Below are 15842 nucleotides of genomic sequence, written 5' to 3'. Positions count from 1 at the left end.
CAAAACCTGGCGCAACGCCGGTTATTCATTGGCCGTCGGTCGTGTTTAAACGCACCCGAAACCCCCGCTGGCACCGCCGCGCGCGGCACGCCTTGCGCCATTCGCTGCGTTGGCGGTTGGTGACGCTGTTCATGGGGCTGGCGTTGACCATGTCGGTGGTGTTCGTCGTCGGCATGCAAAAGGCCTTTACCGTGGGGTGGCGCGATGCGGCGCTGCCCTTGGTCACCGACTATGTGGACTACCTGGTGGCCGACCTGGGCAGCCCGCCCAGCATCGAACGGGCCCAGGCCCTGGTGCAGCGCCTGCCGCTGTCGGTGCGGTTGGATGGCCCGCAGGTGCACTGGAACTCGCACCCCGATAAAAGCGACCGCCCATGGATGCGGCGCGGGGAGAGGGAGGAGGAAAAGCCGGAGGGGCCGCATTTGCTGTCCCGCACTACGGCCGACGGCACCCGCGTGGTGCTGGGTCTGGGGGATATCGATTGGCAGCAGCCACGCAGCCGCATTGTCTGGGCCACTTTGGGCCTGTTGCTGCTGTTGACTGGCGTGGCTTTTGCGGTGGTGCGCCGCTTGCTGCGCCCGCTGGAAGATATCCGCCGGGGCACGCAGCGCTTTGGCGCGGGCGACTTCCGCCAGCCCATTCCCCTGCAAAGCCGCGATGAGCTGGGCGACCTGGCCCAGCACATCAACACCATGGCGCACGACATCCACGCCATGCTGGAAGCCAAGCGCGGCCTGCTGCTGGCCATCAGCCACGAACTGCGCTCGCCGCTAACCCGCGCCCGGCTCAACACCGAGCTGCTGCCCGAAACCGCCGAGCTGCAGCCGCTGCGCGATCCGCTGCTGCGCGATTTGGCGCTGATGCGCGACCTGATTAGTGACCTGCTGGAGAGCGAGCGCCTGGTCAGCCCGCACGCCGCCCTGCACCTAGAGCCGACCGATTTGGTGGCGCTGTTAAAGGAAACCATAGCGGCCCACGCAGATCCTGCCTGCGTCAACCTGCATTTTGACCCCGAAATTCCCGCCTGGCCGTTGGACCGCGTGCGCATGCGTTTGCTGCTGCGCAACCTGTTGGACAACGCCCGCCTGCACGGTGGCCAGGGCGTGGTTGATGTGCATCTGGCGCGGGGGGATGGCGGCTTGCAACTGCGTGTGCGTGACCATGGCCCAGGCGTGGCCGAAGGCCAATGGGCGCAGCTGGCCCAGCCTTTCTACCGCGCCGATGCGGCTCGCCAGCGTGGTACCGGTGGCGTCGGGCTGGGCCTGTACCTGTGCCGACTGGTGGCGCAAGCCCACGGCGGGCGGCTGACGCTGCGGCCGGCGCAGCCGGGGTTGGAGGCGGTGGTGGATTTGCCTGCATCTGCGCGCTGAACGGGGCTTTGCCCCTGAATACAACGGTAGGCCCCGTGCGGCGAGCCCGAAACGGTACCGTCAGCAAGGGCGAATCTTCGATAATAGGATAGCAAGGCAGTCTGTTTTTGCGATTTTTCCTTTATCCGGATGCCCATGGACACATCATTCGTTGACGTACGCTACGCCCCAGGGGTGGTGGCTTTGTCTTACTTTATTGCCAGCTTTGCGTCCTATGTCGCGCTGGACATGGCCAAGCGCGTGCGTACCCAGGACCGCGTAGTGGCCAGAGGCTGGTGGGCGGCCGGTTCCTTGGCGATGGGCACGGGCATCTGGTCGATGCATTTTGTGGGCATGCTGGCCGTGAGCCTGCCGTTTGCCGTGGGCTACGGCTATGTGGTCACCGCGCTGTCGTGGGTGGCGGCGGTCGCGGTGTCGGCAGTTGCGCTGTTTGTGGCCAGCCGCAACCGTTTGACGCTGCCCCGACTGGCCGTGGGGGCGCTGGCCATGGGGGCTGGTATCTGTGCCATGCACTACACCGGCATGGCGGCGCTGGACATGGCCCCCGGCATCCAATGGGACGCTGTATGGGTACTGGCCTCGGTAGGCATCGCGGTGGCGGCGTCGGCAGTGGCTTTGCTGATCTTTTTTTGGCTGCGCCGTCTCAGCGGGAGCACGGCACGCTGGTGGCAATTGGTGGCCGCCCTGGTGATGGGCGCGGCGATCTGCGGCATGCATTACACCGGTATGGCGGCGGCCCAGTTCGCGTTGGGATCGGTCTGCCTGAGCGCCGACCAGCTCCGGGGCGACAGCCTGGGTGTGCTGGTGGCGGTGGCCACGATTGTGCTGTTGAGCCTGACCCTGTTCACCTCCATGGTCGATGCCCGGATGCAAAGCAAAACGGCCGTCTTGGCCGCCTCCTTGCAGACGGCCAACACCGAGTTGCAAGCCCTGGCTTTCCGCGATGCGCTGACCGGTTTGCCCAACCGCCTGCTGTTTGACGACCGTGTGGCTGTCGCTGTGCAGCGTTGCACCCGCGATGGGTCGGCCCTGGCGGTGCTGTTTGTGGACCTGGATGGCTTCAAGCCGGTCAACGATTCGTTTGGCCATGGCTTTGGCGACATGGTGTTGCGGGTGATGGCCCAGCGCCTGGCCGGCCAGGCCCGGGCCACCGATACCGTGGCCCGCGTGGGCGGCGATGAGTTTGTGCTGCTGCTGGAGGGCAACCCTGACACCACGGCCACCGCCCAAATCGCCCAGCGCATCATTGACGCGCTGAGCCTGCCGGTCACCAGTGGCGAGCACGAGGTGTGCCTGTCGTGCTCGCTGGGTATCGCCATGTTCCCTTCCGACGGTCCGCAAAACCAGCTCATGGGGCATGCCGACGCGGCCATGTATGCGGCCAAGCGGAGTGGTGGCAGTGCCTATGCGTTTTTTGAGCCGCACATGAATGCGGGGGTGCGTGAGCAGATTGAACTGCAGCGCGATCTGCGCCTGGCCATTGAGCGCAACGAGTTGTCCCTGCACTACCAACCCAAGGTCAGCTCCAGCCGCAGCGTGATTACCGGGGTTGAGGCCCTGGTGCGCTGGCAGCACCCGGAGCGTGGCATGCTGAGTCCGGCGGTGTTTATTCCGGTGGCCGAACGGTTTGGCCTGATCAACGCTCTGGGTGACTGGGTGATCCAAGAGGCATGTCGGCAGATGGGTGTCTGGCGGGACCAGGGTTTGCGTATCCGCGTGGCCATCAACCTGTCGGTGCACCAGTTGCGCCAGGACGATTTGGGGCTGCGCATCGAGCGGGCCTTGCAGCAGCACCAACTAGACCCGGCGCTGCTGATTTTTGAGATTACCGAATCGGTGGCGATGGAAGATGCCGAAGGCACTTTGCAGGCATTTGAGGCGCTGGGGCGGATTGGCGTGAAGCTGTCCATCGACGACTTTGGCACCGGTTACTCCAGCCTGTCGTACCTGCGCCGCCTGCAAGTCAGCCAACTGAAGATCGATCAGTCGTTCGTACAGGACCTGGAGCACAACGCCGATGCCCGCGCCATCGTGGAAGCCGTGGTGCAGCTGGCCCATGCCCTGGGTTTGAGCGTGGTGGCCGAAGGTGTGGAAACCGCCGCCCAGCGCGACGTACTCACCCGCTTGGGTTGTGATGAACTACAAGGCTATCTGTTCGCCAGACCCATGGCCGCGGGTTTGATGGGTGAATGGGCTGGCAACGTGGGTGGGCCAGCGGATCTGGGGTTTACCGAGTCGGTGTTTTTGAACTCGACGTATTCGTAGCGCGTGCGGCCATGCGTTCCAGGACCATGGGCACATGTTCACACTTTAGCGCTCTCAGCCTTCCAGCCGAAAGTGGCCGCTGCGTAGCAGTGCTTCGCTGTCGGCATGGGCTACGCGCTGTACCGGCTGAGCGGCAGAGAAGTGGTAGGTACGGCCGGTACTGGGGCCGCGCACCTGCACCGCCGAGTGCGCCAGATAACGCAGCCCCAGGCTACCCAGACCGGCCAGTGGGGTCGCCGACGGTGCCACGGGTGCGCCAGCCTGTGGCTTATCGAACGCGGTGAACCGGGCCGGTGTCGGTGTGGGTCTCGGGGCTTGTCTCGGGGGTGGGCCGGGCAGACGGATCGTCGCCAGCGCTTCGCGTTTTTGTCCACAGCAGCTCATCGGAGTCTCCTTCCAGGTTGAGAAGTGGCGGTGGGCTTGCAGGCCCCAGCCGCTCCAGCAGACAGGCCGCGCCCGACAGGCCCAGCCAGGCCAGTAGCCATTCCAGCGGGTTGCGGGCTACGGCCAGAGCCACCGGTGCGGCGACCCACAGGCTCAGGCAGTAAAAGCAGTCCAGCAACTGGCCCCAGAGGCTGTTGCCTGCGGCCTGGCGCAGGCGCAGCACCCCGTTGAACGGCCCGTCTTCCAGCGCCAGCAGGTGGGTGGCCCGCCAGGTGGCGAGCGCGCCCAGCAGCAGCGTGAACCAGGGCGCGTCCATCGTTTCAGTCCACCCGTGGCAGGTCGTTGCAGATCTTTACCGGCCATTGCGATTCTGCGTAGCTGCTGCCGCAGGGGCGCACGGTGCGGTCAAACACCCGCAGGGTGAAGTTGTAAATGCAGCATTCACCGCGCGGGGTGGTGAAGCCTGCCGGTACGTTGAGTGATTTCACCGATGGGCTGCACTCTGGGTCCACCATGCGCAGGTCGAACAGCGCCAACTGGCTGATCATTTCGGGCAGGGTGGGGATGCCGCAGTGGGTGCCGGGGTCGCCCACGCGGGCCATGCCATCAAAGCAGCTGCCGGTGGGGCCGGGCAGCGGGATCTTGAAGGCACCGCCGCCTTGCTTGTTGACCCAGATCTCGTAGTGGTCAAAGTTGTCATTCGGCCGGGACAGGGGCTGCAGCTCGTCGATGTACTCGTCGTAGGCATAGCCTACCAGCGGCACGCTCCAGGGCACGCTGCAGTCGGGTGGTAGCGCAAACTGGCTGATGTTGAGGTCCGCACAGGGGGCGACGTTGCCCACCCGGATCAGCGCGCTGATGGGTTTGTTGTCCAGCCAAATGCGCTGGGTGTCGCAGTAGGTGTTGCCGTTGGTGTCTTCCACCACGAGGCGAATGGTGTACAGGCCGCTGAGTTGGCAACTGCCGGTGTTGCTGTTCCAACTGCTGGGCGACAGCAAGGCCTGCGGGTCGTTCAACAGGCACCAGGGCGGGAATATGACCGGCACCAGGCAGTCGGCGGTCCAGTAGGCGGTGAGCACCGAGGTGTCGGTGCGCATATTGATGGCCCGGTACTGCGCTGCGGTGTTGAACTCTACCGACCAGAAGTTGCTCCAGCCCGGCGTGGCGCAGTCGGGCTCGAAGCCGGCCTTGTAGTCCAGCGTGTAGCGCTTGATGCGCTGGTTGTCGTCGCAACCGCCGACCATGGCCGAGCCCAGCACGTTCAGGCAGGTGCCAAACGATGCTTCGTAGGTGCCCGATGGGCGGCTGCACAGCGCGGGCACAAAGTCGATCAGCCGGGCGTTGGGGTCGGTCCACGGCGCGTCCAGCGCGGTGCTGCCGCCCATGCCGAGGATGCGCACGTCTTTCTTGAACACCGAGAAGGTGGTCTGGCAGGGCACGGTGGACTGGTTGTTGCCAAACACCGTCATGCGCACAAAGTAAGTGCCTGCGTTCAGCAAGGTGGTGTCCAGGTAGCCCAGTAGGCCCGCCACTACCGCCGCATTGCCTTGCGTGGTGTTGACCGGGGGCACCGGTAGATAGACAAAATTGCTGGCGTGCCAAATGGCACCGTTGATCGACCATTCCAGCACGTAGTGGCTAAAGCCCACGCCTGCCGCCGTGCCATGGATGGGCACCACCATGGCCGGGATGCTGGCGTTGACTTCTTCGGCCACGCAGCCGTCGGGCCCGGTGAGCGCGCAGCTCAGGGGGCGGAAGCATTCGCGCAGGCAGCGCCAGTACACCTTCAGGCAGCGATACACGTCCACCATGCTGTGCGCGCGGGCCAGGCAGCAGCCGAAACGGATGGCGCACAGGCACCAGCAGCGGCAGAACCAGAACCAGGGCTGTGCGCTGTGCTCCTTGAAGGCGGCAGCACCCAGCAGAGCCTGGGCGGTTTCTACCGTCAAGAGCCGCTCGAACACGGCTGCGGCTTCTTCCTCGCCCTCAAAGCAGTCGATCTGGCCGCCGTCAATCGCCTGGGGCAGGCCGGTGGTGAAGTCCACCGTGGCCAGTTGGTCCGTCAGGTAGGGGCGGTAGGCCTTGGCCAGCGCGGCGACCAGGGTGTCTAGGTCTTTGCGCTCGGTGTCGCTCAGGCGGCCAGGGGTGACGGGCGTGCCCAGCGTCTGGCGCACGCACAGCCAGTAGCGGTACAGGTAGTAGGTCGACAGGCGGAAATTGCGCGGCTTGCGGCACAGCAGCCAGCCAAAGATGGTGCAGCAGCGGATGTGCAGCAGGCACCAGCGCCAGCGCTCAGGGTCGCCCATGAGTTCGCGGGCCTGGGCAGGCAACAGGGCCAGGGCGACTTTTTCGTCGCCAAACTGGCCGAACAGGCGCTCTGCGGCCAGGATCTCGGCTTCGCAGTCGGATGCGGACTGGTCGGCCTTGTCGGCTTCCTCGCCCAGGGCCTGCAGGTTGTCGGCGCGCTTCAGGTCTTCTTCCAGAATCGGCCGGTACACCGCCACCAGGGCTTGCAGAACGGTCTGGAATTCGGGGTTATTGGGGCCGGGGTCGTTGGGGTCGGTGTCACGGGAAGTGAGAAGGCTGTCGGACATGGTGGTCTCCTGTATTGGGCCCCTTATGGGCTGGTTTCAATATAGGAGGCGGGCCGGAAACCGTGTCCACCAATTGGGGGATGAATCGGCCATCCCTTGGCTTTGTTGATTTGCTCTGTTTTTAGGAGCATATAACGCGGGTGGATTCAACGCAGAAACCCTATTTGACTCAGATTTTTTTACAGCGTGCCGTCGCGCTCGTGCTGCTCAGCAACCGCCACCCAGCGCACGGGCGATGCCAGGCTCAAACGCTGCATGGCCCGCGTCTTCTACCACTTGGAATGGCGCCTCCGACCAAGCCTGGCGCACCACGTTTGTCCTGTTTGTAATCATTCTTTAATACTTGGTAAATATATTCATGAAATATCAATCCTATTGAGAGTGCCTCCATGAAGAAGTCTTTTCCTTTGCCTGCTGCCGATGTCGCAGCGCAGAGCGCCGGTGTTGCAGACGGTGCGCTACAGCGCCGCAACCTGATCAAGCTGGGTTTTGCTTCTGCCTCCACCCTGGCAGCGGGCAGCTTGCTCAGCGCCTGCGGTGGTGGCGATGACAGCAGCGGTAGCAGTGCGGCCACCCCCATCTCCAGCTTTGCCCTGGCAGTGCTGCCCGACACCCAGTTTTACTCACGCTACGCCACCTCGTCGGAAAGCAGCCAGTACGAGCGGCATTACGGTAGCGAGCCCTATTTCGCGCAAACCAAATGGGTGGCGGACAACGCGCAGAAGCTCAACATCCCGTTCCTGATCCACCTGGGTGACGTGGTGGACCAGGTAGGCAAGCCCGAGCAATGGAAGGTGGCCGATACCGCCATGCAGGTGCTGGAAGTGGCCAAGATTCCGTATTCGATCCTGGCGGGCAACCACGATGTGTTGAACGACGTGGATTTTGACGCCAGCCCCACCACCGGCACCGACACCCAGCGCGTGCTGGCCAACGAGCCCTATCTGCAGTGGTTCAGCGCCAAACGGGCCAAGCGCCAGACCACCTTTGGCGAGCGCGACAGCACCGGCTTCCATGAGTACCACACCTTCACGGCGCAAGACCAGCAGTTCTTGGTGTTGTCTTTGTCGTGGCGCATCTCGGACGCCGGTATCAACTGGGCCCGCGGCGTGATCGCCGCGCACCCCAAGCTGCCGGTGATTCTGGTCAACCACCAGCTGCTGAACATTGCCCCCGACGCCGTGAGCCCGCTGGAGACGGGCTACGGCAAGATGCTGTGGGAAAAGCTGATCCGCGATAACGACCAGATCTTCATGACCCTCAACGGCCACCACCACGGCGGTGCCCACCTGACCAAGGTGAATGACTTCGGCAATGCGGTCGAGGAAATGGTGGTGGACTACCAAATGGCCTACCAGGGCGGCAACGGCCTGATGCGCTTGTACGAATTTGACCTGACCCACAAGCTGATCAAGGTACTGTCGTTTTCGCCCTGGGTGCCGATGAAACCCAGCGCTAGCCTGAATGCGTTTGACCAGGCAGTGCTGACCGAGCCCAACCACAGCTTCAGCATCAGCATGGACTTTGCCAAGCGCTTTGCCCGCTTCAATCCCACGTTTGGCGTGGGTAAGGCCACGGTGGCCACGTCCCTGGTGGACCAGGCCAAAGCCTTGGTGTTGAAGGGCTTTACCGAACCCGCCACCTTGGTCGCAGTGCCCCCCAAAGATGCGGACGACTACCCCAAGGTCGTCTCCACCGTGGCCCACTGGCGCTTTTACGGCGGCGCAGACGGCAGCGCCGTGGCACCGGGAACGCAGATTGCCGACGTCACCGGCGCCAACCCGCTGCACCGCGACCAGCTCAATACCAGCGTGATTGTGGGGGCCGAGGCCGGGGACATCGTGTGGAGCAACGACCACCATTATTTGTCGGCCGCGCCGGGGTCGGTGGGGTTTCTCAACACCAACAAAAACACGCCGCGCATGAGCTATTTTTTAACCGATGCCTCGGCCGCCATCAATGCGCAAACCTTCACCAGTACCGGCTACACCGTAGAGGCTTTCATCAAGATCAACAAGGCCTGGGACAAGTCCAAACACGCCTGGATGAACATCATGACGCGCGACGGCAAACGCGGCGATTTGCCAGGCTTCGACGGTGGTGATCCAGAGTCTCCTCCCATGCTGTTTGCCATCTCCAGCCTGCGCGAAGTGCAGTGGGAGGTGGTGCCCGATACCAGCGGGCCGCGCGAGGGCCTGGCCAGCTGGTCCGGCGAAATCATTGCCGATACCTGGGTGCACATTGCCATCGTCAACGACCCCACCACACACGACACCGTGATGTACGTGGAAGGTGCACCGGTGCTGCGCAACACCAGCAACGTGCCAGGCTTGGCGACTTTGTCGGCTGCCTCGCCCTGGGTGGTGGGTGCCGGTTCGTGGGACGGTGACCGCGCCGATGGCTTCTTCGGCAACATCGGCGAAGTGCGGGTGGCGGCAGAAGCCCTGCCTTCGAACAAGTGGCTCACGGCACGCCGCACCTGAGCCCACGGTCTGCGTAGCGGCGGTTTTTACAAACTGCCGTCGCGCTTGAACTGCTCGGTAGCCGCCACCAGCGCACTGGCGATGCCGGGCTCAAACGCCGCATGGCCCGCGTCTTCCACCATCTGGAATGAGGCCTCGGGCCAGGCCTGGTGCAGCGCCCAGGCCGAAGTGGGTGGGCACACCACGTCGTAGCGGCCCTGGATGATGGTGGCGGGCAGGTGGCGGATGCGGTCCACGTTGCGGATGAGCTGGTTGTCGGTCAAAAACGCACCGTGGCGCATGTAGTGCGCCTCTAGCCGCCCCACGCCCAGCGCCACTGCATCGGAGCCAAACTGGTCGGCTACTTCGGGGTGCGGCAGCAGGTGCAGGCAACTGCCTTCATAACGGCTCCAGGTGCGCGCGGCGGCTAGATTCTCTGCCGGGTCGTCGCTGAACAGGCGCTGCACGTAGGCGCTGAGTAGGTCACCGCGTTCGCCTTCGGGAATGTGGGCTGCGAAGGCGGCGTGCTCTTTGGGGAAAAAGTACCGGATGCCGTGCAAAAACCAGTCGATCTCTGGCGGGGTGCACAGGAAGATGCCGCGCAGCACAAAGCCGGTGCAGCGCTCGGGATGGGTCTGGCCATAGGCCAGCGCCAGGGTCGAACCCCAGGAGCCGCCAAACACCAGCCACTGGGCAATGCCCAGCATCTCGCGCAGTTGCTCGATGTCTTGCACCAGCAACTGGGTGGTGTTGTTGCGCACTTCACCCAGCGGTGTGGACTGGCCCGCGCCGCGCTGGTCGAACAGCACAATGCGGTAGTGGGCCGGGTCAAAAAACTGCCGGTGCTTGGGTGACAAACCGGCGCCCGGCCCGCCGTGCAGAAACAGCACCGGCACGCCGTTCGGGTTACCGCATTCCTCCCAGTACAGGGTGTGGATGGCGTCCACCGGCAGCGTGCCGGTGCGGTAGGGCGTAATGGGTGGGAAAGGTGGTAATGGCGGGAAAGGCTGGGACATGGAGATACTCCTGTATTGATAGCTGCTGGCGCAGGTGGAATCTGCGCTAGAAGCTGATTTTGCTTGAAATCTGATAAGCGGCCCGGTGCAGGTGCGCAATGCAGTGGCGGATGGCAGGGGACACCACCGCGTCGCTGCGCACGATGGCACCCACCGTCAGCGGGTAGCCGCCCTCGGCGACAGGCACCACGGACAAAAACGGCGCGGCCATCGGGTGGCTGGCAATCTGCTGCGGCATCAGGCCCACAAAGTCGCCGCTGGCCACCAGCGACAGCAGCACCAGGGTGGAGTTGACCACCGCGCCCACCGGCGGGGCCGGCAGGCTGTGGTGCTCGTACAGCAGCTTGGCGTAGCCGGTATCGCTGGCGGTGCTGCTCGATGCGCCGGTGTACACCCACTTGGCCGAGGCCAGTTCGGTGAGCGACGTGGCCTGTGCCAGCGGGCTGCCCTTGCGCACCACCACCACCATGCTGGTGCTGAGCAGCGGCTCGACGATGAACTCGCCCGACGACAGGCCGCCGGGGATGCCGCTGATGGCAATGTCCACGTGCCCGGCGCGCAGGCGCTGCATCTGCGCCAGGTACAGCTCCTCGCTCACCCGCAGCTGGATGTCGGGGAACTCGCGGCCAAACGTGCGCAGGGTTTCGGGTATCAGCAACATCACCGCCAGCGGCACCGCCCCGATGTGCAGCGTGCCCACCATCTTGCCGCTGAGCTGGCTGATCTCGTCTACCGCCGTGCCCAGCTCGCGGCACACCGTCAGCGCCCGCTCGTACAGCGCCTTGCCCTGGGCGGTGGGCAAAACGCCCTTGGAGGTGCGTACCAGCAGGGTGGTGGACAGCTCCAGCTCCAGCTCGCGGACCATCTTGGTCATGGCCGGTTGGGACACCTGCATGCGCTTGGCGGCACTGCGCAGGCTGCCTTCGTCGATGGTGGTGATCAGGGCACGCAGGGTGGCGAGCTTCATGGTTAACCCTTATGTTGCGATAACTCTAGGTTATCACGGGCCCGAAACCAACGTCTCCCCAAAAAGCACTGCGCTTTGCACAATCCGCCCCGCAAGCCCATTCCATAGACACGAAAAACGGAGACACCCCTGATGTCGATTCTTTCCAAATCCTTTTTAGCCACCGCCCTGTGCGCAGGCTTGGCTACCGGCGCAAGCGCCCAGGAAGTCACTCTCAAGGTGCACCACTTTCTGCCTTCGGGCTCGTACGCGCAGACCATGTTCATCCAGCCCTGGTGCGACAAAATCGCCAAAGAGTCGGCCAACCGCATGAAGTGCCAGATTTACCCGTCCATGCAACTCGGTGGTACGCCGCCGCAACTGATTGACCAGGTGCGCGACGGCGTGGTGGATGTGATCTGGACCCTCACCGGCTACACGCCCGGCCGCTTTCCGCTGGTCGAGGTGTTCGAGCTGCCGTTCATGATGCAAAGCCCCGAAGGCACCAGCAAGGCGCTGTGGGACTACGTGGGCCAGTACGCGCCGCACGAGTTCAAAGACCTGCACCCGCTGGCCTTCCATGTGCACGGCGACGGCGTGTTCCACATGGTCAACAAACCCATTAACACGATGGCCGACCTGAAGGGCCTGAAAGTGCGCGCCCCCACCCGCCAGACCAACAAGCTGCTGGCCGCTCTGGGCGCTACGCCGGTGGCCATGCCGGTGCCCCAGGTGGGCGAGGCGTTGGCCAAGCACGTGATCGACGGCGCCTTGGTGCCGTATGAAGTGGTGCCCTCGGTGAAGATCCAGGAGCTGGTGAAATTCCACAGCGAAACCGACCCCACCGAGCCCGCCATCTACACCTCGACCTTCGTCTTCGCCATGAACAAGGCCAAGTACGACAGCCTGCCCGCGGACCTGAAGAAGGTGATCGACGACAACAGCGGCCAGGCCCTGTCGGGCCAAATCGGCAAGACCTTTTTGCAGGCCGATGCCGAGGGCAAGAAGACCACGGCCAAGAACACCACCAACGTGATCGGCAAGGTCGAGCTGGAGAAGTTCCGGGCCGCCGGCCAGACCGTCACCGATGCCTGGGTGAGCGACATCACCGCCAAGGGTGCCAACGGCAAGCAGTTGCTGGACGGTGCCCGGGCGCTGATCGCCAAGTATTCCTCCGCCAAGTAATTCCATCCAGACCGATTTCTCTCTGGCCCACCCGGGCCGGTGGGAACTCTGCGCCCCGTCCCTTCAAAGAAACCGTTAGTTATGCAAGAACCTATTCCGGGCGTGCCGCTTGAGCAAGCCCCCTTTGGCCCGCTGGGCCGCCAACTGCTGGCGGTGTGCAAGGCCGCCAGCGTACTGGGCAGCGCCGTGTTTGTGCTGCTTGTCATCATGAGCATTGTCTCCATCGTGGGCCGCAAGCTGTGGTCGGCACCGGTGCCGGGCGATGTGGAGCTGCTGCAGGTCTGCAGCGCCTTTGCCGCCTCGACCTTTTTTGCCTACTGCCACCTGAACGGTGGTGACGTGAAGGTGGACTTTTTCACCGCCCACCTGCGTGCGGCCCGCGTGCACCTGCTGGATGCCGGGGGCTCCTTGCTGGTAGGCCTGTTTGGCGCGCTGCTGGCTTGGCGCACCGCGGCGGGCGCACTCGGCGTGCGTGAGGCGGCGGAGACCACCATGATCCTGGACCTGCCGCTGTGGTGGGGCCAGATCGCCATGGTGCCGGGTTTTGTGCTGCTGGCGCTGGCGGGCTTTTACATGGTGGCCTGGCATCTCGGCCAGAGCCGCGTCGCACCGGTGGGGGTGCAGCCATGAGCGGGATTGCCGTCGGTTGCTGGGTGTTTGTGCTGTTGATGGGCCTGCTGGTGCTGCGCGTGCCGATTGGCATTGCCATGTTCACCATGGGCGCGGCGGGTTATGTGTACCTGACCGGGGGCAACACCGGGCCCTTGCTCAGCATGCTGAAAAACATGGCCTACGCCCGTTTGTCCAATTACGACCTGGTTGTGATTCCGCTGTTTCTGCTGATGGGGCAGTTTGCCACCCACGGCGGACTGAGCGCGGCGCTGTTCCGTTGCGTGTCGGCCTTTATGGGCCACTGGAAGGGCGGCGTGGCGATGGCTGCCGTGGGTGCGTGCGCAGGCTTTGGGGCGATTTGCGGGTCGTCGCTGGCCACCGCCGCCACCATGGGCCAGGTGGCACTGCCGGAGCTGAAACGCTTTGGCTATGCGGGCAGTTTGTCTACCGGGGCGCTGGCCGCCGGGGGCACGCTGGGCATCATGATTCCACCCTCGGTGCCGCTGGTGATCTACGCCATCCTGACGCAGGAATCGATTGGCAAGCTATTCATGGCCGCGGTGCTGCCGGGCATCATTGCCATGCTGGGCTACATGCTGGTCATCAAGATCATGGTGGCCGTGAAGCCAGAGATCGGCCCTGCGGGTCCGGTGGTGCCCTGGGCCGGTCGGCTCAAGGCCTTGTGGCAGGTGTTGCCGGTGCTGGGCGTGTTTGCGGTGGTGATCGTGGGCATTTACGGCGGCTGGTCCAACCCCACCGAAGCGGCAGCGATTGGCGCGGCAGCCTGCGGCATCTTGGCGATCACCACCGGCGGCATGCGCCTCAAAGGGGTGCTGGCCAGTGCCCTGGGAACGGCCCAAGCCACGGCCATGATATTCCTGGTGCTGGTGGGGGCCGACATGCTCAACAGCACGCTGGCCTTGTCGCAAATGCCGGTAGAGCTGGCCACCTGGGTACAGGCCAGCCACATGAGCCCGATGCTGGTAATGCTGGTCATTTTGCTGATCTACGTCCTGCTGGGCTGCGTGATGGACAGCCTGGCCATGATTTTGCTGACCATTCCGATCTTCTACCCGGTGGTGATGGGCCTGGATTTTTACGGCATGTCCGCCACCGACAAATCCATCTGGTTCGGCATTCTGGCGCTGATGGTGGTGGAGATCGGCCTGGTGCATCCGCCCGTGGGCATGAACGTCTACATCATCAACCGACTGGCCAAAGACGTGCCCTTGAAAGAGACCTTCAAAGGCGTGATGCCCTTCCTGGCCTCGGACTTCATCCGCATTGCCGTGCTGCTCGCGTTCCCGTCGATCGCCCTGGTGCTGGTACGCACGTTTGGCGGTTGACACCTTTCCGTGCCTAGTGAGTTTTGATAACAAAAGGAGATACCAATGAAATTGAAAACCCTGTGGATGGCTGCCATCGCAGCAGTCCTGAGTCTGGCGATCGTCGCTTGCGGCGATGACAGTACGGCGGCGGCCCAAAGCACCGCGCTGGCCATCGTGAAACCTACCGCCGCCTGCGCCAGCCTGAGCAGCACCGACCTGACCGCCATCGGCGGTGTGGGCAGCATCATCACCTCGGCCACCGAAGGCAGCTTGGCGATCAACGGTGTGAACGTCAAATTCTGCACCGTCGAGGGCACCCTGGCCCCGGCCGTGGGCTTCCGCGTACGCCTGCCAGTGGACACCTGGACCCAGCGCTACGCCCACATGGGTTGCGGTGGCTTGTGCGGCAGCATCGATGCCAGCGCCACGCCGAGCCAGGCCTACGGTTGCCCCATCACCCAGCAGGGTGGCATGGTGCTGTCGTCTACCAACATGGGCCATACCGGGGCGGAAGCCAACTGGTCGCAGGATGCGCAGCGCCGGGTGGACTTTGCCTACCGCGGCGTGCACGTCACCACCGAAGCCACTAAAAAGCTGATCCAGGCCTACTACGGCCAGGCGCAAAAGCACGCCTACTTTGTGGGTTGCTCCGACGGCGGCCGAGAAGGTTTAATGGCGGCCCAGCGCTACCCCACCGACTACGACGGCATCGTGGTGGGCGCACCGGCCTTCTTGTTCAACGTGCAGAACTCGCTGCACCACGGCTGGCTGGCACGTTCCAACCGCGACAACGGCCTGAGCACCGGCAACCTGGTGATGTTCCCGGCCAAGGCCACCGTGCTGCACAACGCCGTGGTGGCCGCCTGCGACGCACTGGACGGCCAGACCGACGGCCTGATCAGCGACCCGCGCAAATGCACGTTTGATCCGGCCACCATCCAGTGTGCCGCCAATGCCACCGACACCAGTGCCTGCCTGACCACCGCCGAAGTGGCCACCGCCAGCAAGTTCTACAACGGCCCGCGCGACCCATTGAGCAACCGCCGCATCCTGGTGGGCGGCCCGCAGTACGGCTCCGAGCTGAACTGGACCGGCGTTTTTGTACCCGCCAGCGCAACTTCCACAGGGGTATTCAGCGAGATGATTGTGGGCGGCGCACGCAACCTGATTTACACCGATGCCACACCGCCCACGCTGGACCAGCTGGAGTTCACCGAAGCCTTCTACAGCAAGCTGCGCCCGCGCCATCCGCTCAACGATGCCACCAACCCCGACCTGTCGGCCTTCAAGGCGGCAGGTGGCAAGCTGATCCTGTGGCACGGCTGGGCCGACCAGCACATTTCGCCCATCAATACCATTGCCTACTACGAGGCCATGCAAAAAACCATGGGCCAGACCAATATGGATTCCTTCATGCGCATGTTTGTCGTACCGGGCGTGGCCCATTGCGGCGGTGGCGAAGGCCACTCAAACATGGACCTGGTTACCGCCATCGACGATTGGGTGATCAAAGGCACCGCGCCCACCGCGGTCACCACCTACCGTACCGACACCACCACCGCTGCCGTGATCAGCAGCCGCCCGGTCTACCCGTACCCTGCCGTCGCCCATTACAACGGCACGGGCGACGCCAACCAGGCCAGCAGCTACACCAGCGGCGCGGCACTGGTCAACGCCGTC

The 15842-nt window shown here is 64.0% G+C and carries 12 protein-coding genes; 7 read left to right on the top strand and 5 right to left on the bottom strand.

From position 1 onward, the window contains the following. Both ABI213_RS20270 and ABI213_RS20265 read left to right on the top strand, forming a co-directional pair. A partial coding sequence (locus ABI213_RS20270; RefSeq protein ID WP_348028434.1) for an ATP-binding protein occupies positions 1-1370 on the top strand: 1370 nt, incomplete at its 5' end. A 135-nt stretch (positions 1371-1505) separates the two neighbouring features. Then, entirely contained in the window at positions 1506-3635 is a 2130-nt protein-coding gene (locus ABI213_RS20265; RefSeq protein WP_348008809.1) for an EAL domain-containing protein, read from the top strand. A gap of 54 nt (positions 3636-3689) precedes the next feature. Here the strand turns inward: ABI213_RS20265 and ABI213_RS20260 are convergent, their stop codons facing one another. The 3 genes from ABI213_RS20260 to ABI213_RS20250 are packed head-to-tail and all read right to left on the bottom strand — an operon-like array spanning position 3690 to position 6613. Further along, positions 3690-3884 (bottom strand): hypothetical protein, encoded by a 195-nt coding sequence (locus ABI213_RS20260; RefSeq protein ID WP_348008808.1) that lies wholly within the window; start codon positions 3882-3884, stop codon positions 3690-3692. 19 nt (positions 3885-3903) lie between these two features. Beyond that, a complete protein-coding gene (locus ABI213_RS20255) occupies positions 3904-4335 on the bottom strand; it encodes a DUF1360 domain-containing protein (RefSeq protein WP_348008807.1) in 432 nt (143 codons plus the stop codon). 4 nt (positions 4336-4339) lie between these two features. Continuing rightward, positions 4340-6613: a hypothetical protein gene (locus ABI213_RS20250; protein WP_348008806.1), complete on the bottom strand. Its 2274-nt coding sequence runs from the start codon at positions 6611-6613 to the stop codon at positions 4340-4342. A gap of 389 nt (positions 6614-7002) precedes the next feature. On the opposite strand from ABI213_RS20250, the gene ABI213_RS20245 reads away from it, so the two are divergent. Further along, entirely contained in the window at positions 7003-9096 is a 2094-nt protein-coding gene (locus ABI213_RS20245; RefSeq protein WP_348028432.1) for a LamG-like jellyroll fold domain-containing protein, read from the top strand. 26 nt (positions 9097-9122) lie between these two features. On the opposite strand, the gene pip is transcribed toward ABI213_RS20245, so the two are convergent. Further along, positions 9123-10091, bottom strand: a complete 969-nt coding sequence (pip, locus tag ABI213_RS20240; RefSeq protein ID WP_348008804.1) for a prolyl aminopeptidase — start codon at positions 10089-10091, stop codon at positions 9123-9125. A 46-nt stretch (positions 10092-10137) separates the two neighbouring features. Then, complete coding sequence (locus ABI213_RS20235) at positions 10138-11058, bottom strand: LysR substrate-binding domain-containing protein (RefSeq protein ID WP_348008803.1); 921 nt, start codon at positions 11056-11058, stop codon at positions 10138-10140. Between the two features lie 132 nt (positions 11059-11190). On the opposite strand from ABI213_RS20235, the gene ABI213_RS20230 reads away from it, so the two are divergent. The 4 genes from ABI213_RS20230 to ABI213_RS20215 all read left to right on the top strand — a co-directional run. Further along, entirely contained in the window at positions 11191-12222 is a 1032-nt protein-coding gene (locus tag ABI213_RS20230) for a TRAP transporter substrate-binding protein (RefSeq protein ID WP_348008802.1), read from the top strand. A gap of 81 nt (positions 12223-12303) precedes the next feature. After that, the gene (locus ABI213_RS20225) at positions 12304-12852 is read left to right on the top strand and encodes a TRAP transporter small permease (protein WP_348008801.1); all 549 of its coding nucleotides are present in this window, start codon (positions 12304-12306) and stop codon (positions 12850-12852) included. After that, on the top strand, positions 12849-14180 hold the full coding sequence (locus tag ABI213_RS20220) for a TRAP transporter large permease (protein WP_348008800.1): 1332 nt from the start codon (positions 12849-12851) through the stop codon (positions 14178-14180). Before ABI213_RS20225 ends, ABI213_RS20220 begins: the two co-directional genes overlap by 4 nt. A gap of 45 nt (positions 14181-14225) precedes the next feature. Continuing rightward, on the top strand, positions 14226-15842 hold a 1617-nt coding region (locus ABI213_RS20215; RefSeq protein WP_348028430.1), incomplete at its 3' end, for a tannase/feruloyl esterase family alpha/beta hydrolase.

This window comes from Rhodoferax sp. (genome assembly GCF_039922535.1).
GTDB lineage: Bacteria > Pseudomonadota > Gammaproteobacteria > Burkholderiales > Burkholderiaceae_C > Rhodoferax_B.
This window is presented reverse-complemented; position numbering and strand designations above follow the sequence as displayed.

Coding starts and splice junctions, on each gene's coding strand:
- ABI213_RS20265 (WP_348008809.1), top strand. CDS start 1,506: ATGGACACATCATTCGTTGACGTACGCTACGCCCCAGGGGTGGTGGCT.
- ABI213_RS20255 (WP_348008807.1), bottom strand. CDS start 4,335: ATGGACGCGCCCTGGTTCACGCTGCTGCTGGGCGCGCTCGCCACCTGG.
- ABI213_RS20250 (WP_348008806.1), bottom strand. CDS start 6,613: ATGTCCGACAGCCTTCTCACTTCCCGTGACACCGACCCCAACGACCCC.
- ABI213_RS20245 (WP_348028432.1), top strand. CDS start 7,003: ATGAAGAAGTCTTTTCCTTTGCCTGCTGCCGATGTCGCAGCGCAGAGC.
- pip (WP_348008804.1), bottom strand. CDS start 10,091: ATGTCCCAGCCTTTCCCGCCATTACCACCTTTCCCACCCATTACGCCC.
- ABI213_RS20235 (WP_348008803.1), bottom strand. CDS start 11,058: ATGAAGCTCGCCACCCTGCGTGCCCTGATCACCACCATCGACGAAGGC.
- ABI213_RS20230 (WP_348008802.1), top strand. CDS start 11,191: ATGTCGATTCTTTCCAAATCCTTTTTAGCCACCGCCCTGTGCGCAGGC.
- ABI213_RS20225 (WP_348008801.1), top strand. CDS start 12,304: ATGCAAGAACCTATTCCGGGCGTGCCGCTTGAGCAAGCCCCCTTTGGC.
- ABI213_RS20220 (WP_348008800.1), top strand. CDS start 12,849: ATGAGCGGGATTGCCGTCGGTTGCTGGGTGTTTGTGCTGTTGATGGGC.